We start from the raw sequence: 22358 nt of genomic DNA, 5'->3' as shown, positions 1-22358 counted from the left end.
AGAGTGACTAACCCGGTCGAGTGACCCGCGGTGATTCGGCGACGAGTTCGACCTCGAAGCCGTCGGCGTTCTCCAGATACGCGGCGTAATGATCAGCGCCGCCGGCGTGCGGGTAGCGGTCTTCGAACAGGGCCCGCCACCCGTGGTCGCGCGCCGCCGTGACGAGCGCGTCGAGGCGATCCGCTGGGCCGGCGTGCAGTGCCAGGTGGTTGAGCCCGGGCGCGCAGCGGTCGTGGTGGTCGCCGGTGAGCGCCGGGGACTGCTCGACCACGAGGTAGCCCGTGCCGAGTTTCCAGCTGACGCCGCCGGGCCAGCGCTGGTGTTCGCGCCAGCCGAGTTCGCCCAGCAGCCAGCCGAAGCTCGCCTCCGCGCGGGCCAGGTCCGGCACCCACACCTCGACGTGGTGCCACTGGCCCGCGGTCCCGGGCAGTGCGACGAACACGCGATGGGGCGCGCCGTAGTGCTCGCCGCCGCCGACGTCGGTGAAACCGAGTCGGCGGGCCAGGTTCTGACTGGCCACATTGGACTCGTGGATGAGCGCCCACACCGCGGGCAGGCCCAGTGCGGTGAATCCGTGGCGCAGCAGCGCGGCGGCCGCCTCGGTGGCCAGTCCCTGCCCGCCGTGAGCCCGGTCGAGGAAGTACCCGATTTCCATGAGATCACCGGGAAGCTCGGCGGAGGGCCGCAGGTGCGCGAGCCCGATGACCGTGCCGTCGCGTTCGATCACCCAGTGGCCGGTGCCGTCGGGCCCGGTGTAGGTGAGACGCCGTGCGATCGAAGCGCGGCACTGGTCCGGGTCGCTGAAATCGGCTTCGAAGTACCGGCTCATCGCGGGGTCGGCGAAGACCCGGACGACCGCTTCGGTGTCGGCGGCGTGCAGGCCACGCAGGCGCAGGCGGTCGGTTCCGAGGTCCGGGACGGTCATCCCGCGTTGGTGGCCAGCCAGCGCAGGGCCAGCGGGTAGCCGTCGACGCCGAGCCCGGCGATCACGGCTGTGGCGATGTCGGAGAGCACGCTGTGGTGCCGGAACGCCTCGCGTTTGTGCACGTTGGAGATGTGCAGCTCGATGAGTGGCGCGGTGAGCTGGGCGGCGGCGTCGCGCACCGCGATCGAGTAGTGCGTCCACGCGCCCGCGTTGAGCACGACCGCGAGCCCGGCGTCGGCGGCTTCGTGCAGCCAGCCGACCATGTCGCCTTCGTGGTCGGTTTGCCGCACTTCGACCTCGATGCCCAGCTCGCCGCCGGTCCGGACGCACAGCTGCGCGAGGTCGGCGTGGGTGGTGGAGCCGTAGACCGCGGGCTCGCGCTTGCCGAGGCGGCCGAGGTTGGGGCCGTTGAGCACGAACACCTTCACAGCAGCACGCTCCCGCCGTCGGTCTGGCGCGGCCCGGCCACCGCCGAGTATGCCGCGGCGAGCAGGGCCGGGTCGGGGCCTTCCAGACGGCCCGGTTTGGCGAGGCCGTCGAGCACGACGAACCGCAGCACGCCGGAGCGGGTTTTCTTGTCCTTGCGCATGGACTCGATCAGCTGCGGCAGCGCGTCCGGGTCGTACTGGGTGGGCAGGCCCAGCATCTGGAGAATGCGGGTGTGGCGTTCGGCGGTGGCGTCGTCGAGCCGTCCGGCCAGGCGGGCCAGTTCGGCGGCGAACACCAGGCCGACGCTGACGGCGGCGCCGTGGCGCCAGCGGTAGCGCTCGCGGCGTTCGATGGCGTGGCCGAGGGTGTGGCCGTAGTTGAGGATCTCGCGCAGGTCGGATTCGCGCAGGTCGGCGGCCACGACGTCGGCCTTGACCTGGATGGAGCGACGGACCAGTTCGCCGATGACCTCGCCCTCGGGGTCGGTCGCCGCCCCGGGGTCGGCCTCGATGAGTTCGAGGATGCGCGGGTCGGCGATGAACCCGGTTTTGACGACTTCGGCCATGCCCGCGACGAGTTCGTTGCGCGGCAGGGTTTCCAGGGTCGCGAGGTCGACCAGGACGGCGCTGGGTTCGTGGAAGACGCCGACGAGGTTCTTGCCCGCGTCGGTGTTGATGCCGGTCTTGCCGCCGACGGCGGCGTCGACCATGCCCAGCAGGGTGCTGGGCACGTTGACGAGGCGGACGCCGCGCATCCAGGTGGCGGCGACGAAGCCGGCGAGGTCGGTGACCGCTCCCCCGCCGAGTCCGACGACCACGCCCTGGCGGTCCAGTCCGATGCGGCCGAGCACTTCCCAGCAGAACCCGGCGACCGACAGGGCTTTGCCGTCCTCGGCGTCGGGGATCTCGACGCGGTGGGTGTCGAGGCCGGCGGCGGTCAGTTCGTCGCGGACGGCTTCGGCGGTGGCGGTGAGGGTGGGCTGGTGGATGATCGCCACGCCGGAGGCGCCCTTGACCGCCTCGGTGAGTTCGCCGAGCAGGCCGCGACCGACGACGACCTGGTACGGCCGGGCGGTGCGGACCTCGATCCGGGCCGGATCGGTCACTGCGTTTCCTCCAGTGCTAGTTCGCGGGCGATGGCTTCGACGATCTCGGCCGGGGCACGGTGGTCGGTGGTGACCTCGATGGTGGCGATCGACCGGTACACCGGGAGCCGTGCTTCGAGCAGCGCACGGTAGGTGGCGCGCGGGTTGACTCCGGCGAGCAGCGGGCGCGCGGTCGACAGGCCGACGCGGTGGACGCCAGCGGCGAAGCCGACGTTGAGGAAGACGACCGGGTGGCCGTCGAGGCGCTTCTGGGTGCCCTCGGTGAGGACCGCGCCGCCGCCGACGGAAAGCACGCCGTGGTGTTCGGCCAGCGCCTCGGCGATGACTTCTTCTTCGAGCGCGCGGAAGGCGGGCTCGCCGTCCTCGGCGAAGATGTCGGCGATGACGCGTCCGGCGCGGGCGACGATGTCGTCGTCGCTGTCGCGGAACGGCACGCCCAGGTGTTCGGCGAGCAGCGGCCCGACCGTGCTCTTGCCGGATCCGGGTGGCCCGGCGATCACGATGCAGGGAGGTTGGCCCACCGTTCCTCCAGTGCCGCGAGGTAGGACTCGGCGTTGCGCTTGCTCTCGGCGAGCGAGTCACCGCCGAACTTCTCGAGCGCCGCGTCGGCGAGGACGAGCGCCACGACGGACTCCAGGACGACCCCGGCGCGCGGGACGGCGCACACGTCGGAGCGCTGGTGGATCGCGACGGCGGGCTCACCGGTGACGACGTCCACAGTGGACAGGGCACGCGGGACGGTGGAGATCGGTTTCATCGCGACGCGCACGCGGACGGGCTCGCCGTTGGTGATGCCTCCTTCCAGGCCGCCTGCCCGGTTGGAGCGGCGGGTGACGCCGGCCGGTCCGGTGCCGCGGTCGATCTCGTCGTGGGCCTGGCTGCCCCATCGCCGCGCGGTGGTGAAGCCGTCGCCGACCTCGACTCCCTTCATCGCCTGGACGCCCATCAGCGCACCGGCCAGCCGCGCGTCGAGGCGGCGGTCCCAGTGCACGTGGGAGCCGAGCCCGGGCGGCAGCCCGTAGGCGATGACCTCGATGACGCCGCCGACCGTGTCACCGGCCTGGCGGACCGCGTCGACCTCGGCGACCATCGCGTCGGTGGCCTCCTGCCCGAACGCGCGCACCGGGCTTTCGTCGACGGCCGCGAGGTCCGCGGGTCCGGGCAACGGCCCGTCCGGCGCGACGGCCCCGCCAATGGAGACGACGTGGCTGACGATCTCCGCGCCCAGCAGCTGGCGCAGGAACGCGCGGGCGACGGTGCCCAGTGCCGTGCGCGAGGCGGTCTCGCGGGCGCTGGCGCGCTCCAGGACCGGCCGCGCCTCGGCGAAGCCGTACTTCTGCATGCCCGGCAGGTCCGCGTGGCCGGGACGGGGGCGGGTGAGCGGCTCGTTGCGGGCCAGGCCCTCGAGCTCGGCCGGGTCGACCGGGTCGGCGGCCATCACCTTCTCCCACTTGGGCCACTCGGCGTTCTCGATCTGCACCGCGACCGGACCGCCCTGCGTGACGCCGTGGCGGATGCCGCCGAGGAACTCGATGTGGTCGGTCTCGAAGCCCATGCGGGGACTCCGGCCGAACCCGAGCCGCCTGCGGGCGAGCTGCTCGCCCACCTCGGCGGTGGTGACCTCGACCCCGGCCACCATCCCTTCGAGGACGGCCGCGAGGGCCGGCCCATGCGATTCACCAGCGGTTATCCAGCGCAATACCACCCACCGATCCTGTCATGGCAGGACAAGCCCGCTTCACGCGGCTCCGGCCGGTGTGGGCCGGGACGCGGAAACCGTGCTCATTGGTGCTTCCGCACGGCCGGTCTGCATAAGCGGTGGCCGGTGGGCGACCGGTGGCGATGGCGATGGCGATGGTCGCCGCGAGGCGGCAGTCACCGTCGAGCGGCAGTCGCGGCCGGGCGATGGCCGCGACTGCCAGAGGATGCCCGGCCACCGGAGCACCCGGTTGCCGCACCAACCCGGTTCCGCATCACCCCGGTTACCGGAGCAGCCCGGTCACCGGAGCAGCCCGGGTGCCGGAGGACGCACGGCTACCGGCGGATGCCTGCCGACTGCGAAAGGCGCTCCCGACCTCAGGAGCGCCACCCGACCCGGCCGCCGGTCCACCGCGAGCTCGCGGACAGTCGTCGCTCCGCCCAAGCGCGAATCGCCATCACCGCGGTCCGGCGGCGGCTCAGGGTGGCACGTGCAGGATCGCGAGCGCTGCGGCACCGGTCAGCAGGCCCGGCCCGTGCGGGACCCCCTCAGTCCAGCGGCCGGTCAACCCCAGCAGGGCTGTGATGAACGCCGCCACGACCGTGGCCACGGGCAGGGCGAACCAGCCGACGCTGCCCAGCGCGGCACCGAGCGCGCCCGCGAGTTTGACGTCCCCGGCACCCATCGCGCGTGGTGCGATGACGTGTACGAGCAGGTGCAGGCCTCCGAAGACCGCGGCTGCGGCGAGAGCCGTCCACGGATCCGGCACGACCGCGACGATCAGTGGGTACGCGGGCAGGGTGAGCGCGTCCGGGAGCCGCCGGTGACGCAAATCCGCCAGGACCAACGGCACGGCGAGTGCCGTCACCACCAGCGGCACCGGCAGCCACGACACCGAAGTGACCGACGCCGTGACGACCGACCACGCCAGCCCGGTGCCCGCGGCAGTGGCCCGGAGCGGCACCGACGCTCCCGCCCGGGCGAGCAGGATCGCCGTCCCGGCACCGACACACATTCCGGCCGCGCCGAGCGCCGCCACCAGTCCCCCGTTCATGAGTCCAGGGTGGACACGGAGCGCCACGGAACCAAATCGGAGCGCGCACGAAAGTCCCACTCGCGCAAGGGACACCGCGCGAGTGGGACTTTCGTGCACCGGTGTCCTCGGCAGCTGTGGGAGGTAAGAGTCCTGCTGAACTGCGTGGTTCGGCGGCCCCGCCGCTGTTCGGTCGCGAGAGGAAAACGCGGAACAGGGCGGCATAACGAGAAGCTCGCGCGCGAACGGATCCACCCGTGACCGCGCGAAAAGCCCACTCGTACAAAGGCGAAACGCGCCTCAGATGACGCCGAGGTCGCGTTGAGGGCAGGGATCATCCGTCGGCGGCGCCGTGGCGGCAGAGATCGGCTCCGGGTCGGCGGGTTCCGATCGGTGCGCTGGCATCATCGCTTGACGCGGACATCGACGGCGACCGGCCGGGCGCCGCGACCCAGGTTGCTGACGCAACTGCTCATGCGGGTACCGACGGCGGCGCTGTGTCCGCAGGAAGGACACGAATCGCCCTTGGTGCGACCGCGTGGTTCGCTCGGCGAACCTCCGCGACCGGCTCGACCTCGCCAGCGGGCACGAACCCGCCGTCAAAGTGTTGCGCTTGTTCGCTCGGCGCAGAAGTTCCAGCGGATCGGCGCTGCTGGGCGGTGTGATTGCCGGCACTGCCCGCCGACAACCGCCCGCCGGGCGCCTCCGGCGCTGCCCCCGCGCACCCCCACGCCACCGGGGCCGCTCCCCGCGCACTTCACGGCTGCCAGCGCAGCAACGGCTCCCCGCTCGTCGTCCGGATTTCCAGTGCCTGGATCTGCTCCGGCGGCACGTCGGTGCCCACCGAGATACGCGCGTCGCGGTCCGGGTCGGCGTTCCACGTCGCCAGTTCGGCCTCCGAGCCGTCCATCCGGATCGCCACCAGGAGGTATCCGGCGCCGCGGGAGGCGCCGCGGTAGCTGCAGGACATGTCGACCCTGCTGCCGCCCGAGACCTCGGCCACGGCCGCCGTCGCCTGGACCGGGTAGGCGCCCAGCGGGGTCATCGCGGTGCCGTTCGCGCCGCCGCCCGCCTGGGGCACGAAGATCGCCACCAGCACGGCCGCCGCGGCGGCCACCGCGACCCCGAAGGTCGTCAGCGTGCGACGGCGCCGGGCCCGGCGGACGTGGTGCAGCAGCGCGGGCAGCAAGCGGTCCGGGGGCGGCTCGGCCTCGACCATGTCGGGCGTCACCTGCGCCAACAGGCCCGGCAGACCGGCCAGCTCCGCCACCGCCCGCGAGCACCTCTCGCACGTGCGCAGGTGCGCCTCGAACGCCGCCCGGTCCTCGGGCGAGAGGGCGCCCAGCACGTAAGCCGCGTCGTAGGTCACGAAGTCGTCGGTCCGCTCGATCACCGGGTCACCCCCTTCTCCTCCAGCGCGAGCTTCAGCGCCCGCAACGCGTAGTGCGTCCGGGACTTGACCGTCCCGGGCGAGATTCCGAGCCGCGCGGCCGTGTCCGCGACCGAGTAGCCCTGGAAGTAGCACAACAGCAGCACCTCGCGGTGCGCCGCCGACAGTTCCCGCAGCCCCTCGGCGACCAGCCAGCCCTGCAGCGCCCGGTCGGTGTCGTCCGGCGCGGGGACTTCGGGCGGCGCGTCCGTGGTCACCTCCGAACGGTGCGCGGCCGACCGCCAGTCGTCGATGGCGATCCGCCGAGCCACCGTGAACAACCACGCCCGTGCCGACCCCTGCGTCTGGTCCAGCACCCGCGGATGCTTCCACGCCCGCAGCAGCGTCTCCTGCACGACGTCCTCGGCGCGGGCCCGGTCGCCCCCGGTCAGGCGCAGCGCGTAGGACCAGAGTGCGGCCGCGTGGTCATCGTGCAGCGCCCGCATCAACTGGTCTTCCGCGGCCTCCTTCACGTGAGCACGCCCTGCTTCCGCCGCACCCGCTGCGCGACCAGCAACGCCACGCCGAACACCACGCACCCGGCCTCGGTGACCACGCCCCACGTCTCCGCGGAGGTGACGAACTGCTCGCGCACCCCGAACAGCCCGGACGGCGTCAGCGACACCAGGTACGCGGCGAGCGTCACCGCGCCGAACCCGATCGCGCCCAGCACCGGCAGCCAGTGGCGCCACACCAGCACCGCCACCGCGAGCACCACCCCGGCGACCACGTTGACCAGGAACAACGGGCCGATCGTGTCGATCTCGTCGAACCCCTCGTTGGCCCACAGGTCGTAGTGCACCCAGGCCGATCCGAGCAGCCCGAGGACCACCAGGATCCGCAACAGCCACGCGACCACGACCCGACCTCCTCCACCGGCGATCCTTGCACCCGTTCACCACGGAACGGACGGCGATCGGGTTCAATCCGGCGCGAACGTGAACCGGACGGCGCCTTCTCCCGTGTCACGGGGCATGACTGCTCACTCACCCACCCGCCGTACCGTCCTGACGACCGGGGTCGCCGCCGCGGGCACCGTGGTCCTGGCCGCCTGCGGCGGAAGCGACACCGGCAGCTCCGGAAGCAGCCAGAACACCGGCGCGGTACCGGCGGGCACCACGGTGACCGCGCTCGACGACGTCCCGGTCGGCCAGGCCAAGTCGGTCACGGTCGACGGCGAGCCCGCCATCGTCGCGCGCCCGACCGAGACCACCGCGGCCTGCTTCAGCGCGGTGTGCCCGCACCAGGGCGCGACGGTGGCCCCAGAGGGCGACAAGATCAAGTGCCCGCTGCACGGCTCGGAGTTCGACACCCTCACCGGCGCGCTGGAGAAGGGACCGGCCGATTCCGGGCTGTCCCCGATCGCGGTCAGGGTCGACGGCTCGAACGTCGTGACCGCCTGAGACTTCCCGGGTGCGGCGCGGGCGGCCCGCGCCGCTCCCCGTGCGTCAATCCCAGCTGAACAGCTGCTCGCCGGCGGCGATGTCGCCGCCGTCGGGCAGCCCCGACAGTGCCGTGGCCTCCACGTCGAGCGCGACCACCGGCACGACCGGTGAGTACCCGGCGGCGGCGACCGCGTCCGGGTCCCAGCTGATCAGCGGCTGCCCGGCCCGCACCGACTCGCCCTTCACGACGTGCAGCGTGAAGCCCTCGCCCTTCTGCTTCACCGTGTCGATGCCCAGGTGCACCAGCACCCCCTGGCCGGCTCCGGTGGCCACCACGAACGCGTGCGGGTGCAGCGTGACCACCGTGCCGTCGACCGGGCTGAGCGCGTCCTGCCGCCCGCCCGAGGGCAGCACCGCGACCCCGGGGCCGACCATCGACTGCGCGAACACCGGATCCGGCACCTCCGCCATCGGCGTGACGCGGCCAGGGACCGGGCTCACGACGGGCAGGCTCACATCAGGTCCTGGATGTCGCTGGCGATGTTGTCCGCCTCCGGCCCGACGACGACCTGCACCACCGAGCCCATCTTCATGACGCCGTGGGCGCCCGCCGCCTTGAGCGCGCCCTCGTCCACCAGCGAGCCGTCCTCGAGCTCGCAGCGCAGCCGCGTGATGCAGCCTTCGATCTCGACGACGTTGTCCGCGCCGCCCAGTGCCGCCAGGATCTTCTCCGGCCTTTCGTCCGCCACGGCGGTCTCCTCACTCCTGTAGTCGAACACGAACCCGTAACGGTGGTTGACACCCGTGCGGGTAGCGGAGCATTCTGCCCCATCAAGAAATGGTCTAGACCGGAACGTACCAATGTCAGGCCGTCGAAGCGAGCCCGGAAACCCACTCGAAACCTGGAGGCGGCATGGCCGGCAGCGCGACCACCGCTGACCAGGTGGTGGACGGGCCGACCCCGAAACACGCCCAGCTGCGGGAGATCCTGCGCCGCGCGATCGAGCGTGAGCTGCCCCCCGGCTCGCCGATCCCGTCGGAACGCGAGCTGGCGCAACGCTACCGGGTGTCCCGGCTGACGGTCCGCTCCGCGATCGGCAAGCTGGTCGAGGAAGGGCTGCTCACCCGCGCCCGCGGCAAGGGCACCTTCACCGCGACCCGGCGGATGGAACTGCAGATCTACCTCATGTCGTTCACCGACGACATGCGCCGCCGCGGTCTGGAACCCGCCACCGAGCTGCTGCACTGCGGCCCCGAGGTGCCGCCCGCGGAAACCGCCGGCGCGCTCGGGCTGGACCCGCGCGAAACGGCGTACCGGCTGGTGCGCCGCCGCCGCGCGGACGGGACACCGCTCGCCGTCGAGCGCGGCTGGTACCACCCCGGTCACCTGCCCGGACTGCCCGATCTGGATCTGACCTCTTCGCTGTACGAGCAGCTCGCACAGCGCTACGACCTCCGCTTGGACCACGCCCGCCAGACGGTGTGGTCCGAAGCGGCGGACCGGGAGACCGCGCGGCTGCTCGGCATCCGCAGCGGCGACCCGCTCCTGGTCTTCCGCCGCGTCTCCAGCGCATCCGGAGTCCCGGTGGAGGACATGACCTCGTGGTACCGGGGCGACCGGTACGAGGTGTCCATGCAACTGGATCGCACAGTCCCCGCCGAACACGGAGGTAACCCGTGAACGCCACCATCGCGGACGGAACAAAGGGAAAACGCAGGGGGATGGCGGGGCTGCAACGCTTCGGCCGCAGCCTCATGCTGCCCATCGCCACGCTGCCCGCAGCAGGCCTGCTGAGCCGGCTCGGGCAGGACGACCTGCTCGGCCCGGACGGGCTCGGCTGGAACAAGGTCGCCGAGGTGCTCGCCGCGGCGGGCGGTGGCCTGTTCGACTGGCTGCCGCTGCTGTTCGCGGTCGGCATCGCGGTCGGCTTCGCACGCAAGGGGGACGGCTCGACCGGTGTCGCCGCAGTGGTCGGGTTCGTGGTGTTCAACAAGGTCGTGCAGGTGTTCGCGCCGATCGACGAGCTGGAGGGCTTCGGGGACGGCTGGTGGCTGCAGCCCATCAAGTGGCCCTACAGCGTGCTCGGCGGCATCATCGTCGGCCTCGTGACCGCGGTGCTGTGGCAGCGCTTCCACCGCATCAAGCTCCCGCCCTACCTCGCGTTCTTCGGCGGGCGCCGGTTCGTGCCGATCATCAACTCGCTGGTCCTGATCGTGATCGGCGTCATCGCCGGGCTGGTGTTCCCGGCGGTCGACAACGCGATCCAGTGGATCGGTGACGGCGTCACCGGCAACGCGGTGGCCGGCGGCGGCATCTACGGTGTGCTCAACCGGCTCCTGCTGCCGGTCGGCCTGCACCAGCTGCTCAACGTGCCGGTGTGGTTCATCTTCGACGGCGGTGACATCAACAACTTCTTCGATGGCATCCCGACGGCGGGTGCGTTCACCACCGGCTTCTTCCCGATCTTCATGTTCGCGCTGCCCGCGGCCGCGCTGGCGATCTGGAAGACCGCGCGGCCGGGTCAGCGCAAGGTGGTCGGCGGCATCATGATCGCCGCCGCGTTCACCTCGTTCCTGACCGGTGTCACCGAGCCGATCGAGTTCGCGTTCATGTTCGTCGCATGGCCGCTGTACCTGATCCACGCGGTGCTGACCGGTGTCTCGCTGGCGATCTGCAACGCGCTGGACATCCATCTCGGGTTCTCGTTCTCCGCCGGTGCGATCGACTTCGCGCTGAACTTCAGCGCGCCGGCGGCGAACCGGGCGTGGTTGCTGATCCCGATCGGCCTGGTGTACGCGGCGATCTACTACTTCCTGTTCAAATGGGTCATCACGAAGTGGAACCTGCGGACGCCGGGCCGGGAGGACGACGCCGAGCCCGCCGCCGACGTCAGCACCCCGGAAAAGTGAGGAAAAGGACGACATGCCGCAACGACGTGTGACGGTGGCCAGCAAGGTGGGCCTGCACGCCCGGCCGGCCGCGCTGGTCGCGAAGACCGCGGCCGCCCAGGCGGTGCCGGTGACGATCACCAAGGACGGCGTCACCCCGGTGCCGGCCGGGAGCCTGCTCAGCCTGATGACGCTGGCGGCGGGCCACGGCGACGAGGTGGTCATCTCGGCCGAGGGCGACGGGGCTCAGGAGGCGGTCGACGCCGTGGCCGACCTCGTCGCGAGCGACCTGGACGCCTGAACCCGGCGGCGGCTGTCCCTGGCTCGGGGCAGCCGCCGTTTAGGGTGGCGGTATGCGCAGTCTGGAGCAGATCGAGCAGTGGCCGTCCGAGCACGCGGCGGCGGCCGTGGTGCGGGCGGACGGGACGGTGGCGGGAAGCCACGGCGACACCGCCCGCCCGTTCCGGCTGGCGTCGGTGACCAAACTGCTCACCGCGTATTCGGCGCTGATCGCGATCGAGGAGGGCGTGGTCGAGCTGGACACGCCGGCCGGCCCGGAAGGTTCGACCGTCCGGCACCTGCTCGCGCACACCGCCGGTCTCGGGTTCGACTCCGACCGCGTGATGGCCCGCCCCGGCACGCGGCGCATGTACTCCAACGCCGGGTTCGCGGTTCTGGCCGACGCGCTGACCGAGCACTCCGGGATCCCGTTCGCCGACTACCTGTCCGAGGCGCTGCTGGCGCCGCTCGGGATGTCGGCCACCCGCCTGGAGGGCTCCCCCGGCGCGGGCGGGGTGTCCACCGTGGACGATCTGATGCGGTTCGCGGCGGAACTGCAGGCGCCCAAGCTGCTCGACCCGGCCACCGTGACCGCCGCGACCTCCGTCGCGTTCCCCGGTCTGAGCGGCGTGCTGCCCGGGCTGGGACACCAGAAGCCCAACGACTGGGGGCTGGGCTTCGAGATCCGCGACCACAAGAGCCCACACTGGACCGGATCGGACAGCTCGCCGCGCACGTTCGGGCATTTCGGGCAGTCCGGCACGTTCCTCTGGGCCGACCCCGACGCCGGCGCCGCATGCGTGGTGCTGACCGATCTCGACTTCGGCCCGTGGGCGATCGAGGCGTGGCCGCCCTTCACGGACGCGGTACTGGCCGAACTCCGCGGCTGACCACCACGCGGCGCCCCGCAACAGCCAACACGGCGCCCGCAACAGCCAACACGGCGCCCGCAACGGCAAACACGGCGCCCGGAGCGGCGTGTTTGCTGCTTCCGGCGGGAGGTGGGGGCGTCAGAGTGTCATGATCCGGACCGGCTGTCCCGCCTGCCAGGCCGCGATGTCCTCGACCGCGTCGCGGTAGAAGATCTCGTAGACTTCGCGCGTCACGTAGCCCAGGTGCGGGGTCAGCGTCGCGTTGCGCATCGCGCGCAGCGGGTGGTCGGCGGGCAGCGGTTCGGTGTCGTACACGTCCAGGGCCGCGTGGATCCGCTGCGACCGCAACGCTTCCAGCAACGCCTGCTCGTCGACGATGGGCCCGCGCGAGGTGTTCACCAGCAGCGCGCCCCGCTTCATCGACGCCAGTTCGGCGGCCCCGACCAGCCCGCGGGTGCGCTTGGACAGCACCAGGTGCACGGACAGGACATCGGAACGGGCGAACAGGTCCTCTTTGGACACCGCCGTCACCCCGTGCTCGCTCGCGCGCTCGGCGGTCAGGTTCTGGCTCCAGGCGATGGTTTCCATGCCGAACGCCTGACCGACGGTGGCGACCCGCTGGCCGAGGTTGCCGAGCCCGAGCAGGCCGAGCGTCCTGCCGTGCAACCCGGTGCCCACGGTGGACTGCCAGGTGCCCTCACGCATCGTGGCCAGCTCGGTCTCCAGGTGCCGGTGCGCCGCGAGGATGAGCGCCCACGTGTGCTCGGCCGTCGGGTACGGCAGGTAGCCGGTGCCGCAGACCGTGATGCCCAGCCGCTCCGTCGCCTTGAGGTCGATCGCCGCGTTCCGGTGCCCGGTGCTGACCAGCAGCTTGAGATCGGTCAGCTGCTCCAGCAGCGCGGCGGGGAACCGGGTCCGCTCCCGCATCGCGACGACGACCTCAGCCCCGGCCAGCCGCCGGACCAGCTCGTCGTGGTCACCGAGGTGCGAGGTGATCACCTCGACCTCGGCCCCCAGCGAATCCCAGTCCGCGAGACCCCGCGCGACGTCCTGATAGTCGTCCAGCACCACGATCTTCATGGGCACAACGCTAGCCCAGCGGCAGCGGGAGGATGCCGCCCGTCGCCTCGCGCAGCGCGTCCCGCATCGCCTCGCGCGGCGCCGGGCTGCCGGTGAAGTGCTCGACCTGCCGGAACGCCTGGTGCAGCAACATGTCCAGCCCGGTCGCGGCCTGCCCGCCGCGTGCGGCGACCGCCTCCGCCAGCGGCGTCGGCCACGGGTGGTAGATCACGTCGAGCACGCACGGCGCCCCGGCCAGCTCCGCCGCCAGGTCCTCGACCGCCGACGGCGGCACCGTGTTCACCAGCACGGCCGAGTCCGCGGCGAGCTCGCCGAAGTCCGCGTCGGCCCACCGGCGCACGTCCGCCTCGATCCCGGCCCGGCCCGCGGCATCGACGGTTTCGCGCGCCCGCGCGGGCTCCCGCACGACCAGCACCGCACGCCGGATGCCCAGCGACGCGAACGCCACGACCGTGGCGGCCGCCGTGCCCCCGGCGCCGAGGATGACCCCGGTGTCGCCCCCGGTGAAGCCGCCGGCGCACCGCAGTGCCCCGGCGACCCCGTCCACGTCGGTGCAGTCGGCCAGCCAGCCGGACTCGGTGCGCACCAGCGTGTTCGCGGCACCGGCGGCGACCGCCACCGGTGTCGCCTCGTCCGCGTACTCCAGCGCGGCCCGCTTGCCCGGCATGGTGACCGACAGGCCGGCCCACTCGGGACCGAGGCCGCGCACGAACACCGGCAGCCCGGCGGCGTCGACCTCGACCCGCTCGTAGGTCCAGCCGGTCAGGCCCAGCGCCTCGTAGGCCGCGCCGTGCAGGACCGGGGACAGCGAATGCGCCACCGGTTTGCCCAGGACGGCCGCCTTGCGGTCAGTAGGCACCGCGTTCCCTCGCCAGGTTCTTGTTCACCTGGTGCTCCGCGAGATCCGCCGCGAAGCACGACAGCCCGTTCTTCTCACACTTCACGAAGTACACGTAGTTGCCCTGCGTGGGTTCCTCCGCGGCCTGGATCGCCTCCAGGCTGGGCGAGGAGATCGGCGTCGGCGGCAGCCCGTTGACCTTGTAGGTGTTGTACGGGCCGGGCCGCTCACGGTCCGCGTCCGTCGTGGTGATCACCGGCTTGTCCAGCAGGTAGTTCACCGTCGAGTCCAGCTGCAGCCGCATGTTCTGGGTGAGCCGGTTGTAGATCACCTGCGAGATGTTCTCGAAGTCCTGCTTCACGCCCTCGCGCTCGACGAGCGAGGCGACGATCAGCGTCTCGTACGGCGTCCGGCCCTGGAAGTTCGAGGCCGCCGACAGCCCGGCCGCCTGGATCCGCGTCGCCGAAGTCCTGAGCACATAACCCAGCAGCTCCTCCGCCGACCACCCGGGTTTGACGTCGTACACGCCGGGAGCGACGAGCCCTTCGATGCGGCGGGGGTCGGTCGAGGCGGAGGCCACCGACGCGGCCCAGTCCGGCACGCCCAGCGACACCAGGTCGGCCCGAGCCGCCGTGTCCCGCAGCTGCTGCACCGGGATGCACGTGCTCTGGCCGTTGAGCTCGGCGCAGGAAGCCTTCGACAGCAGCGTGAACACGCCCGGGGTGACGCTGTTGTCGGGCTGGTTGATGTCGTCCAGCTGGGTGCCCGCCCGCACCTGCAGCACGCCGACGCGGGACCCGGCCTGGGTCAGCTTTTCCACGGCCGCGGCGCCGGACATCTTCGTCTTCACGACGTAGTAGCCCGGCTGCAGGCTCAGCACCTTCGAGTTGTCCTCGCTGGCCTTCACGAACGCCTTCGCGCTGGCCACCACGCCGGCACCGGCCAGCTCCTGGCCGATCGCGCCGGTCGAGTCGCCCGCGCTGATCTCGATCAGGACGTCGGACTCGCCGGCACCCTCGAAGTCCTCGTACCCGAAGACGGCGTCGATGCCGTACCACGCGCCGCCGCCGATCAGGGCCAGCACGACGAGCGCGACCAGCCAGCGCACCGGTTTGCGCCCGCGCTTGACCGGCGGCTCGTCGTCCGGGTCGTCCGGCTCGATGTACTCGGGCTCGGCGCGCTCCTCGTCGGCGTTCTCCGGGTAGTCGTCGTAGTCGTCGTAGGAGTAGTCGTCTTCGAGGTGGATGATCTCGGTCGGCGACTCGTCCCCCGGCGGCTGCGGACGGCGGGGACGCCGCGGCTGCTGGATGCGGTCTTCGAACAGGTCGAGACCGTGGTCCGGCGGCGCGGGACGGCGCTGGGAACGCGGCGGTCGCCGCGCGCGCGGGTTCACTTCGGGTGGCGGCTCCACGGGCGCGGGACGGCGCGGCGGCTGCGGGCGGCGACGGCGCTCGACCGGCTCCGGAGGTTCCTCGAACAGGTCCATCCCCTGGTCCGGCGGCACCGGGCGGCCCTGCGAGCGCGGTGCGGGGCGCCGTGGCGGGACCGGGGTCGGCGGCGCCGCGGGCGGCTGGGTCGGCGGCGCCGCGGGCGGCGGGGTCGGCGGCGCCGCGGGCGGCGGGGTCGGCGGCGGTTCGGACCGCGCGTGCCGGGGCGCACCGGCCCGGCGGGAGGGCGTGGCGCGCTCCCCGCCGCGCGGCGGGGGCGGCGGTGGTGTCGGGGGCGCGGACGGGCGGCGCCGCGGCGAACCGGGGCGCGGAGGCTCGGAGTGGGTCACGCCTCACCTGCCCGGGCGCGGTGGGCGGCCCGGCCGTCGAGCCAGCCCTGCAGGATCTCCACGGCCGCGGCCTGGTCGACCACGGCACGCTGCTTGCGGCCCTTGACGCCGCGCTGGGACAGCATGCGGGAGGCGCTCACCGTGGTGAGGCGCTCATCGGCGAGCCGCACCGGGACCGGCGCGATCCGCCCGGCCAGCGCGTCGGCGTACCCGGCGGCGATCTGCGCGGCCGAGCCGTGGCGGTCGGCGAGCGTGCGGGGCAGTCCCACGATCACCTCCACCACCTCGTGTTCGGCCACCAGTGCGGCCAACTGCTCGAGATCGCTGTCGCTGTGCGCATCACGCGACAGGGTAACCAGAGGAGTGGCGAGCACGGGCGCCGGATCGCTGAGCGCGACGCCGACCCGGACAGATCCGACGTCGACGCCCAGTCGCCGGCCTGCCCCGGGATCGTGCTCCCCGGGGCGGTCCGGTTTCCGCGGGCTCACCCGGCCGCGACCGCGCCACGCAGCGCCGTGATGGCCTGCTCGATGCCCGCCGGGTTGCCGCCACCGCCCTGCGCGAGGTCCGGCTTGCCGCCGCCGCGCCCGCCGACGGCCTCGGCGAAGGAGGGCACCAGCTTGCCCGCGGCGAAGCCCCTGTCGCGGGCCGCGGCCGTGGTGGCGACGACGAAGCTGAGCTTGTCGCCCTGCGGCGCGAACAGCGCGACCACGCCCGGCCGCGAACCCAGCCGGTTGCGGACCTCCTGGGTCAGCGAGCGCAGCGCGCCCGCGTCGATGTCGCCGTCGACCTTCTCCGCGACGAGCGAGATGCCCGCGACGTCGGCCGCCTTGTCCGCCAGCGATCCGGCCGAGCCGAGCACCTGCCGGGTGCGCAGCTGGGCGATCTCCTTCTCCGCGTTGCGCAGGCGCGACAGCACGTCCTCGATACGGGAGGGCAGCTGCTCACTGGGCACCTTGAAGGTGCTCGCCAGCTGCGAGACCAGCAGCTGTTCCTTGCGCACGTGCTTGAGCGCGTCGGTGCCGACCAGCGCCTCGACGCGGTGCACACCGGAGCCGATCGAGGAGTCCGACACCAGCTTCACCAGGCCCAGTTCACCGATGCGGCCCACGTGGGTGCCACCGCACAGCTCGCGCGAGTAGTCGCCCATGTCCACGACGCGGACGTTGTCGCCGTACTTCTCGCCGAACAGCGCGACCGCGCCCAGCTCCAGCGCCTTGTCCTTGGTCGTGGTGTAGGACTGCACCTCGACGTCGTTCTGGAGGTAGTCGTTGACCTCCTCCTCGACCTCGGTCAGCACGTCGGCCGAGACCGGGCCGGGCGTGGTGAAGTCGAACCGCATGCGCCCCGGCGAGTTCAGCGAACCGGCCTGCGCGGCACGGCGGCCGTAGGCCCCGCGCACCGCGGCGTGCACCAGGTGGGTGGCCGAGTGCGAGCGCGCGATCGAGCCGCGGCGGGTCTGGTCCACCGAACCCGTCACCTCGGTGTCCAGTGCGATCTCGCCCGCGACCACCTCGACGCGGTGCACCCACAGGCCGGGCACGATCTTCTGCACGTCGACGACCTTGGCCTCGCCGCCGGAACCCAGCAGCACACCGGTGTCGGCGACCTGACCACCGCTTTCGGCGTAGAACGGGGTGCGGTCGAGGATCAGCTCGGCCTTGTCGCCCTCGCGCGCCACCGGCACGCCCTGCCCGTTCTTGAGCAGGCCGATGACCTTGGCGGTGGCCTGCAGGTCGGTGTAGCCGAGGAAGTCGGTCTCGCCGTGCCGCTCCAGCAGCTCGCGGTAGACCGAGAGGTCGCCGTGCCCCTTCTTGCGGGCGGCGGCGTCGGCCTTCGCGCGCTGGCGCTGCTCGTTCATCAGCGTCCGGAAGCCGTCCTCGTCGACCGTGAGGCCCTGCTCGGAGGCCATCTCCAGGGTCAGGTCGATCGGGAAGCCGTAGGTGTCGTGCAGCTGGAAGGCGCGGTCGCCGGCCAGCACGTTGCCGCCGGCCTTCTTGGTCTCGTCCGCGGCCAGGTCGAAGATCCGCGAACCGCTGGTGAGGGTCTGCAGGAACGCCTCCTCCTCGACCCGCATGACCTCGCTGATGCGGTCGAAGTCGCGCGCGATCTCCGGGTAGGACGGCGCCATCGCGTCGCGCACCACCGCGGCGAACTCGGTCAGCACCGGCTCGTGCACGCCGAGCAGCCGCACCGAGCGCACGATGCGGCGCAGCAGGCGGCGCAGCACATAGCCGCGCGCCTCATTGCCCGGGGTGACGCCGTCACCGATCAGCATCACGCCGGAACGGGCGTGATCGGCGATGACGCGGAAGCGGACGTCGTCGGTGTGGTCGGCGCCGTACCGGCGGCCGGAGAACTCCTCGGCGCGCGCGATGACCGGGCGCACCAGGTCGGTCTCGTAGACGTTCTCCACGCCCTGCAGCAGGTAGGCGACGCGCTCGACGCCCATGCCGGTGTCGATGTTCTTCTTCGGCAGCTCACCGACGGGCGGGTGACCGTACTTCGGGCTCTGCTCACCCCGCACGTCCTGCATGAAGACGAGGTTCCAGATCTCCAGGTAGCGGTCCTCGTCGACGACGGGGCCACCGTCGCGGCCGAACTCCGGGCCGCGGTCGTAGTAGATCTCCGAGCACGGGCCGCCGGGACCGGGCACGCCCATGTCCCAGTAGTTGTCCAGGCCGTTGCGCGCCTGGATGCGCTCGGACGGGATGCCCGCGACCTTCTGCCACAGGCCGGCCGCCTCCGAGTCGTTCTCGTAGACGGTGACCCAGATGCGCTCCGGGTCGAACCCGAACCCGCCGTCGTCCTGGGACTTGGTGATCAGCTCCCAGGCATTGGCGATGGCGCCTTCCTTGAAGTAGTCGCCGAAGGAGAAGTTGCCGGCCATCTGGAAGAACGTGTTGTGCCGGGTCGTCTTGCCGACCTCGTCGATGTCACCGGTGCGCACGCACTTCTGGATGCTGGTCGCGCGCGGGTAGGGCGGCGGGACCTCGCCGAGGAAGTACGGCTTGAACTGGACCATGCCCGCGTTGACGAACAGCAGCGTCGGGTCGTCCAGGATGAGCGAGGCGCTGGGCACCGGGGTGTGGTCCTTGCCCTGGAAGTGCGCCAGGAACCGCTTGTTGATCTCGTGTGTTTCCACTGGTCAGTCCTCGTGGGAAAGCGGCGGGCGCCGCGTGTGTCGGGGGCAGCGGCGTCGGCGGAGGGCGCGGGAGCGGCGGCGGTGCCGCGCTGTCAGCCCTCCGCCCGGCGAGCTCGCGCCGGGCGCGGAGCGGCGTGACGGCCCGCGGAGGGACGCGGGGCGCTGACCCCGGACCGGTCCTCCACCATGTCGCGCAGCTCCTGTTCCCGCTCACTCATCCCGGCGCGCACGTCCGCACCGAACGTGCCGAGGGCGCCTGCCAGCTCGGACACGGCGTCTCCCAGGTTCGAGGCTAACCCCGCCGGGGACGCTTGACGAGCGGTTTGCGTGGCCTTGCGGGACAGGGCGACCCCGGTCACCACGCCGATGCCGAGCCAGAAGATGCGCTTCATGTGCGGCTCCGCTTCCGGCTGTGCTTGCCCTCGCCGAGTTCCTTGTTCTTGCGGCGCGAGCGAATCGCCTTGCTCAGGCCGTAGGAGAGCGCGGCGGTCTTGACCAGCGGGCCGCCGAGGGTCGCCGTGAACACCGACGACAGCGCGGAGACGTTGCCACTGACGGCCTGGGCGTTGGAGGTGATCCCGTCGACCCGTTCGAGCTGGGTGTTGACGTGGGTGATCGTCTCGTTGGCGCCGATCAGGATCGGGTCGGAGTTCTCATGCGCCTTGCGGATGGCGATCGTCGCCTCGTCGAGCGTGCGACCGAGCTTGATCAACGGGATCGCCAGCAGCAGCACCAGCAGGACGAACGCTCCTGCGGCGATCAACGCGGCGATCTGCCCTGCCGACACGGGCCCTCCTCGGGATCTAGCGGCGTGAATGCCGGTCAGGTTACCGTGCGTCGCCGTCACCGGCCGGACGGGCCCTCCACGCCGTGGATCAGCGCGGCCATGTCCTCGTCGCCGTGGCCGTCGGCGATCGCGGCGTCCAGATGCGCCAGCGCGGCGCGGGTCCCGGCCAGGTCGATCCCGTCCCCCGCGGCGTCCAGCACGAGGCGCGCGTCCTTCGCGGCGTGCCGGGACGCGAAGGCGAGCGGGTACTCGCCGTCGATCATCGCGCCGCCCTTGAGGTGGGCGTAGGGCACGTCGAGTGCGCCGCCGGTGATGGCTTCCAGGAACAGCTTCGGGTCGACGCCCAGCGCCCGCGCCAGCCCGATGCTTTCGGCGGTGCCGTTGGTCAGCGCCAGCACCCACGCGTTGGCGACGAGCTTGAGCCTGCTGGCCGCGCCGGTCTCGCCGACCCACATCGTGCGGCCGCCGATGGCCTCGAACACCGGTGCGCAGCGCTCGCGCAGGTCCTCCGCACCGGAAGCGAGCACGACGAGTGTGCCGTCCCGCGCGGGTTTGCGGGTGCCCAGGACAGGCGCGTCGACGAAGTCCAGCCCCGCGCCCGCGGCGAACTCCGCGAGCCTGGTGGTCCACTCGGGACCGACCGTGCTCGTCTGCACCCACAGTGTTCCGGCGGGTGCGGACGCCGCGCGCATGACCTCGTCGACGGTGGCGCCGTCGCTGAGCATGGTGACGGCGACGTCGGCGCCGTCGACGGCCTCGGCTGGGCTGTCCGCGATCGTGCAACCCTGGTCGCGGAGCGGTTCGGCCTTGTCGCGGGTGCGGTTCCAGGCGCGCACGGTGTGACCGGCGGCGGCGAGGTTGGCGGCCATCGGCAGCCCCATGATCCCGGTGCCGAGTACGGCGACAGTCGTTTCGGGCATGGCCCGATCATGGCACTTTCAGTCGCCGCGCACCGATCGCCGCAGCCGGGGGACACGCTCGGACAGCGTGCGTTCCGCGCCACGCTGGGTCGGGTGGTAGTAGTCGACGCCGACCACCTCGTCCGGCGGGTACTGCTGGGCGACCACGCCCTCCGGCACGTTGTGCGGGTAGCGGTAACCCTGGGCGTTGCCCAGCTTGGCCGCGCCCGCGTAGTGACCGTCGCGCAGGTGCGGTGGAACCGTGCCGAGCTTTCCGGCGCGAACGTCACCCAGCGCGGCGTCGATGCCCGTGATGACCGCGTTCGACTTCGGTGCGGTGGCCAGGTGGATGGTGGCCTGCGCCAGGGCCAGCCTGCCCTCCGGCATGCCGATGAACTGCACCGCGTGCGCGGCGGCGATCGCGGTCTGCAGGGCGGTCGGGTCGGCCATGCCGATGTCCTCGCTGGCGTGCACCACCAGGCGTCGGGCCAGGAACCGCGGGTCCTCCCCCGCCTCGATCATGCGGGCCAGGTAGTGCAGCGCGGCGTCCACGTCGGAGCCGCGGATCGACTTGATGAACGCGCTGATGACGTCGTAGTGCTGGTCGCCGTCGCGGTCGTAGCGGACCGCGGCCTTGTCGACGGTGGCCTCGACGGTCGCCAGGTCGACAACCTTGTGCTCGGTGGCCGCGGCGGCGTCGGCGGCCGCTTCGAGGGCCGTGAGCGCGCGGCGGGCGTCACCGGAGGCCAGGCGCACGAGGTGGTCCTCGGCTTCTTCGGTGAGTTCGAGTTCGCCGTCCAGGCCGCGCTCGTCGGACAGCGCCCGGCGGATCAGCTGCCGCACGTCGTCGTCGGTGAGGGGTTTGAGCTGCAGCACGAGTGACCGGGACAGCAGCGGGGAGACGACGGAGAACGACGGGTTCTCGGTGGTCGCGGCGACGAGGAGGACGGTCCGGTCCTCGACCGCGCCGAGGAGGGCGTCCTGCTGGGTCTTGGAGAAGCGGTGCACCTCGTCGATGAACAGGACGGTGTTCTCGGCGTTGTACTGCCGCCGCCGACGGGCCTCCTCGATGACGCCCCGGACTTCCTTGACGCCGGCGGAGAGCGCGGACAGCGCCACGAACCGGCGGCCGGTGGCGGTGGAGACCAGGTTGGCCAGAGTGGTCTTCCCGGTGCCGGGCGGACCGTAGAGCAGGACCGACGCGGGCGCGGCCCCCTCGACCAGCCTGCGCAGCGGCGCACCCTCACCGAGAAGGTGCTGCTGGCCGACGACCTCATCCAGCGATGCCGGGCGCATCCGCACCGCGAGCGGCGAACCCGGCGGAACGGACACGCCTTGCGGCGCCGCCACCCGTTCCGGCGGTGGCTCCAGGTCCGGATTCACCGTGAAGAGTTCGTCCTGCACTCCCCCACCGTAATGCGCCCCACCCCACCCCCTCCCCCGCACCACTCCCGCCCTCACCGGCGAGTCCCCCGTTCCCGGGCGTGTTGGCCGCTCCGGGCACCGTGTTGGCCCTTCCGGGCGCCGTGTTGGCCCTTCCGGGCGCCGTGTTGGCCGCTCCGGGCAGCGTGTTGGCCGAAGCGATACCGACGCCCGGCAACGCAAGCCGACAACAGACCGGCCCGGACACGCCTGCTCGGCGACCGAAACACTCCCACCGGAGGGGCGGGGGAGGTCGAAGTCAAGGCGACCGACTATCCGGCGGCGGCGCGCCCAGCGGTCAGCGCCGAAGGCACTTCCCCGCCAACCGCAGGCGCGGCTCCACGGATCAAAAGCGCCAAGCAGGC

Annotated in this window: 25 protein-coding genes; 5 read left to right on the top strand and 20 right to left on the bottom strand. The window is 72.1% G+C overall.

The window, feature by feature from the left end; all coding sequences use genetic code 11:
* Nucleotides 1-7: 7 nt before the first annotated feature.
* The 9 genes from HNR02_RS22040 to HNR02_RS22000 all read right to left on the bottom strand — a co-directional run bounded on the left by HNR02_RS22040 (nt 8) and on the right by HNR02_RS22000 (nt 7479).
* Nucleotides 8-925 (bottom strand): GNAT family N-acetyltransferase, encoded by a 918-nt coding sequence (locus HNR02_RS22040; RefSeq protein ID WP_179775024.1) that lies wholly within the window; start codon nt 923-925, stop codon nt 8-10.
* Nucleotides 922-1353, bottom strand: a complete 432-nt coding sequence (aroQ, locus tag HNR02_RS22035; RefSeq protein ID WP_179775023.1) for a type II 3-dehydroquinate dehydratase — start codon at nt 1351-1353, stop codon at nt 922-924. Before aroQ ends, HNR02_RS22040 begins: the two co-directional genes overlap by 4 nt.
* Nucleotides 1350-2459 (bottom strand): 3-dehydroquinate synthase, encoded by a 1110-nt coding sequence (gene aroB / locus HNR02_RS22030; RefSeq protein ID WP_179775022.1) that lies wholly within the window; start codon nt 2457-2459, stop codon nt 1350-1352. Before aroB ends, aroQ begins: the two co-directional genes overlap by 4 nt.
* Entirely contained in the window at nt 2456-2959 is a 504-nt protein-coding gene (locus HNR02_RS22025; protein ID WP_179776058.1) for a shikimate kinase, read from the bottom strand. Before HNR02_RS22025 ends, aroB begins: the two co-directional genes overlap by 4 nt.
* A complete protein-coding gene (gene aroC, locus HNR02_RS22020; RefSeq protein ID WP_312861089.1) occupies nt 2956-4164 on the bottom strand; it encodes a chorismate synthase in 1209 nt (402 codons plus the stop codon). Before aroC ends, HNR02_RS22025 begins: the two co-directional genes overlap by 4 nt.
* A gap of 472 nt (nt 4165-4636) precedes the next feature.
* Nucleotides 4637-5212 carry a prepilin peptidase gene (locus tag HNR02_RS22015; RefSeq protein ID WP_179775020.1) on the bottom strand — a complete coding sequence of 192 codons (576 nt, stop codon included), beginning with the start codon at nt 5210-5212 and terminating at the stop codon, nt 4637-4639.
* Nucleotides 5213-5948: 736 nt separating this feature from the next.
* Complete coding sequence (locus tag HNR02_RS22010; RefSeq protein WP_376772906.1) at nt 5949-6584, bottom strand: anti-sigma factor family protein; 636 nt, start codon at nt 6582-6584, stop codon at nt 5949-5951.
* Nucleotides 6581-7093, bottom strand: a complete 513-nt coding sequence (locus tag HNR02_RS22005) for a sigma-70 family RNA polymerase sigma factor (protein WP_179775019.1) — start codon at nt 7091-7093, stop codon at nt 6581-6583. Before HNR02_RS22005 ends, HNR02_RS22010 begins: the two co-directional genes overlap by 4 nt.
* On the bottom strand, nt 7090-7479 hold the full coding sequence (locus HNR02_RS22000; RefSeq protein WP_179775018.1) for a hypothetical protein: 390 nt from the start codon (nt 7477-7479) through the stop codon (nt 7090-7092). Before HNR02_RS22000 ends, HNR02_RS22005 begins: the two co-directional genes overlap by 4 nt.
* Nucleotides 7480-7594: 115 nt before the next feature.
* On the opposite strand from HNR02_RS22000, the gene HNR02_RS21995 reads away from it, so the two are divergent.
* A complete protein-coding gene (locus tag HNR02_RS21995; RefSeq protein ID WP_179775017.1) occupies nt 7595-8023 on the top strand; it encodes a Rieske (2Fe-2S) protein in 429 nt (142 codons plus the stop codon).
* 45 nt (nt 8024-8068) lie between these two features.
* On the opposite strand, the gene HNR02_RS21990 is transcribed toward HNR02_RS21995, so the two are convergent.
* Nucleotides 8069-8521 (bottom strand): PTS sugar transporter subunit IIA, encoded by a 453-nt coding sequence (locus HNR02_RS21990; RefSeq protein ID WP_179775016.1) that lies wholly within the window; start codon nt 8519-8521, stop codon nt 8069-8071.
* A complete protein-coding gene (locus HNR02_RS21985) occupies nt 8518-8754 on the bottom strand; it encodes a PTS sugar transporter subunit IIB (protein ID WP_179775015.1) in 237 nt (78 codons plus the stop codon). The genes HNR02_RS21990 and HNR02_RS21985 overlap by 4 nt, the downstream gene beginning before the upstream one ends.
* A gap of 164 nt (nt 8755-8918) precedes the next feature.
* Between HNR02_RS21985 and HNR02_RS21980 the strand changes: the two genes are divergently transcribed.
* From HNR02_RS21980 to HNR02_RS21965, 4 genes are read left to right on the top strand one after another with little or no spacing between them, the layout of a single operon-like run.
* Complete coding sequence (locus HNR02_RS21980; protein WP_179775014.1) at nt 8919-9686, top strand: GntR family transcriptional regulator; 768 nt, start codon at nt 8919-8921, stop codon at nt 9684-9686.
* A 41-nt stretch (nt 9687-9727) separates the two neighbouring features.
* A complete protein-coding gene (locus tag HNR02_RS21975; protein WP_179776056.1) occupies nt 9728-10915 on the top strand; it encodes a PTS transporter subunit EIIC in 1188 nt (395 codons plus the stop codon).
* Between the two features lie 13 nt (nt 10916-10928).
* Nucleotides 10929-11195 (top strand): HPr family phosphocarrier protein, encoded by a 267-nt coding sequence (locus HNR02_RS21970; protein ID WP_179775013.1) that lies wholly within the window; start codon nt 10929-10931, stop codon nt 11193-11195.
* Nucleotides 11196-11247: 52 nt separating this feature from the next.
* On the top strand, nt 11248-12063 hold the full coding sequence (locus HNR02_RS21965; protein ID WP_179775012.1) for a serine hydrolase domain-containing protein: 816 nt from the start codon (nt 11248-11250) through the stop codon (nt 12061-12063).
* Nucleotides 12064-12183: 120 nt separating this feature from the next.
* Here the strand turns inward: HNR02_RS21965 and HNR02_RS21960 are convergent, their stop codons facing one another.
* The 9 genes from HNR02_RS21960 to HNR02_RS21920 form a co-directional block, all read right to left on the bottom strand.
* Entirely contained in the window at nt 12184-13125 is a 942-nt protein-coding gene (locus HNR02_RS21960; protein ID WP_179775011.1) for a D-2-hydroxyacid dehydrogenase family protein, read from the bottom strand.
* 10 nt (nt 13126-13135) lie between these two features.
* Nucleotides 13136-13984 carry a shikimate dehydrogenase gene (locus HNR02_RS21955; protein ID WP_179775010.1) on the bottom strand — a complete coding sequence of 283 codons (849 nt, stop codon included), beginning with the start codon at nt 13982-13984 and terminating at the stop codon, nt 13136-13138.
* Nucleotides 13974-15740 carry an endolytic transglycosylase MltG gene (mltG, locus tag HNR02_RS21950; protein ID WP_312861088.1) on the bottom strand — a complete coding sequence of 589 codons (1767 nt, stop codon included), beginning with the start codon at nt 15738-15740 and terminating at the stop codon, nt 13974-13976. The genes HNR02_RS21955 and mltG overlap by 11 nt, the downstream gene beginning before the upstream one ends.
* A complete protein-coding gene (gene ruvX / locus HNR02_RS21945) occupies nt 15737-16228 on the bottom strand; it encodes a Holliday junction resolvase RuvX (RefSeq protein WP_179775009.1) in 492 nt (163 codons plus the stop codon). The genes mltG and ruvX overlap by 4 nt, the downstream gene beginning before the upstream one ends.
* Nucleotides 16225-18885, bottom strand: coding sequence for an alanine--tRNA ligase (alaS, locus tag HNR02_RS21940; RefSeq protein ID WP_179775008.1), 2661 nt, complete (start codon nt 18883-18885; stop codon nt 16225-16227). Before alaS ends, ruvX begins: the two co-directional genes overlap by 4 nt.
* Nucleotides 18886-18977: 92 nt before the next feature.
* Nucleotides 18978-19277, bottom strand: a complete 300-nt coding sequence (locus HNR02_RS21935) for a hypothetical protein (protein WP_179775007.1) — start codon at nt 19275-19277, stop codon at nt 18978-18980.
* Nucleotides 19274-19672: a DUF948 domain-containing protein gene (locus HNR02_RS21930; protein ID WP_179775006.1), complete on the bottom strand. Its 399-nt coding sequence runs from the start codon at nt 19670-19672 to the stop codon at nt 19274-19276. The genes HNR02_RS21935 and HNR02_RS21930 overlap by 4 nt, the downstream gene beginning before the upstream one ends.
* A gap of 56 nt (nt 19673-19728) precedes the next feature.
* Nucleotides 19729-20592, bottom strand: a complete 864-nt coding sequence (locus HNR02_RS21925) for an NAD(P)-dependent oxidoreductase (RefSeq protein WP_179775005.1) — start codon at nt 20590-20592, stop codon at nt 19729-19731.
* Between the two features lie 18 nt (nt 20593-20610).
* A complete protein-coding gene (locus HNR02_RS21920; RefSeq protein ID WP_179775004.1) occupies nt 20611-21975 on the bottom strand; it encodes a replication-associated recombination protein A in 1365 nt (454 codons plus the stop codon).
* Between the last annotated feature and the right edge of the window lie 383 nt (nt 21976-22358).

The organism is Amycolatopsis endophytica, from assembly GCF_013410405.1.
Lineage (GTDB): Bacteria > Actinomycetota > Actinomycetes > Mycobacteriales > Pseudonocardiaceae > Amycolatopsis_E > Amycolatopsis_E endophytica.
This window is presented reverse-complemented; position numbering and strand designations above follow the sequence as displayed.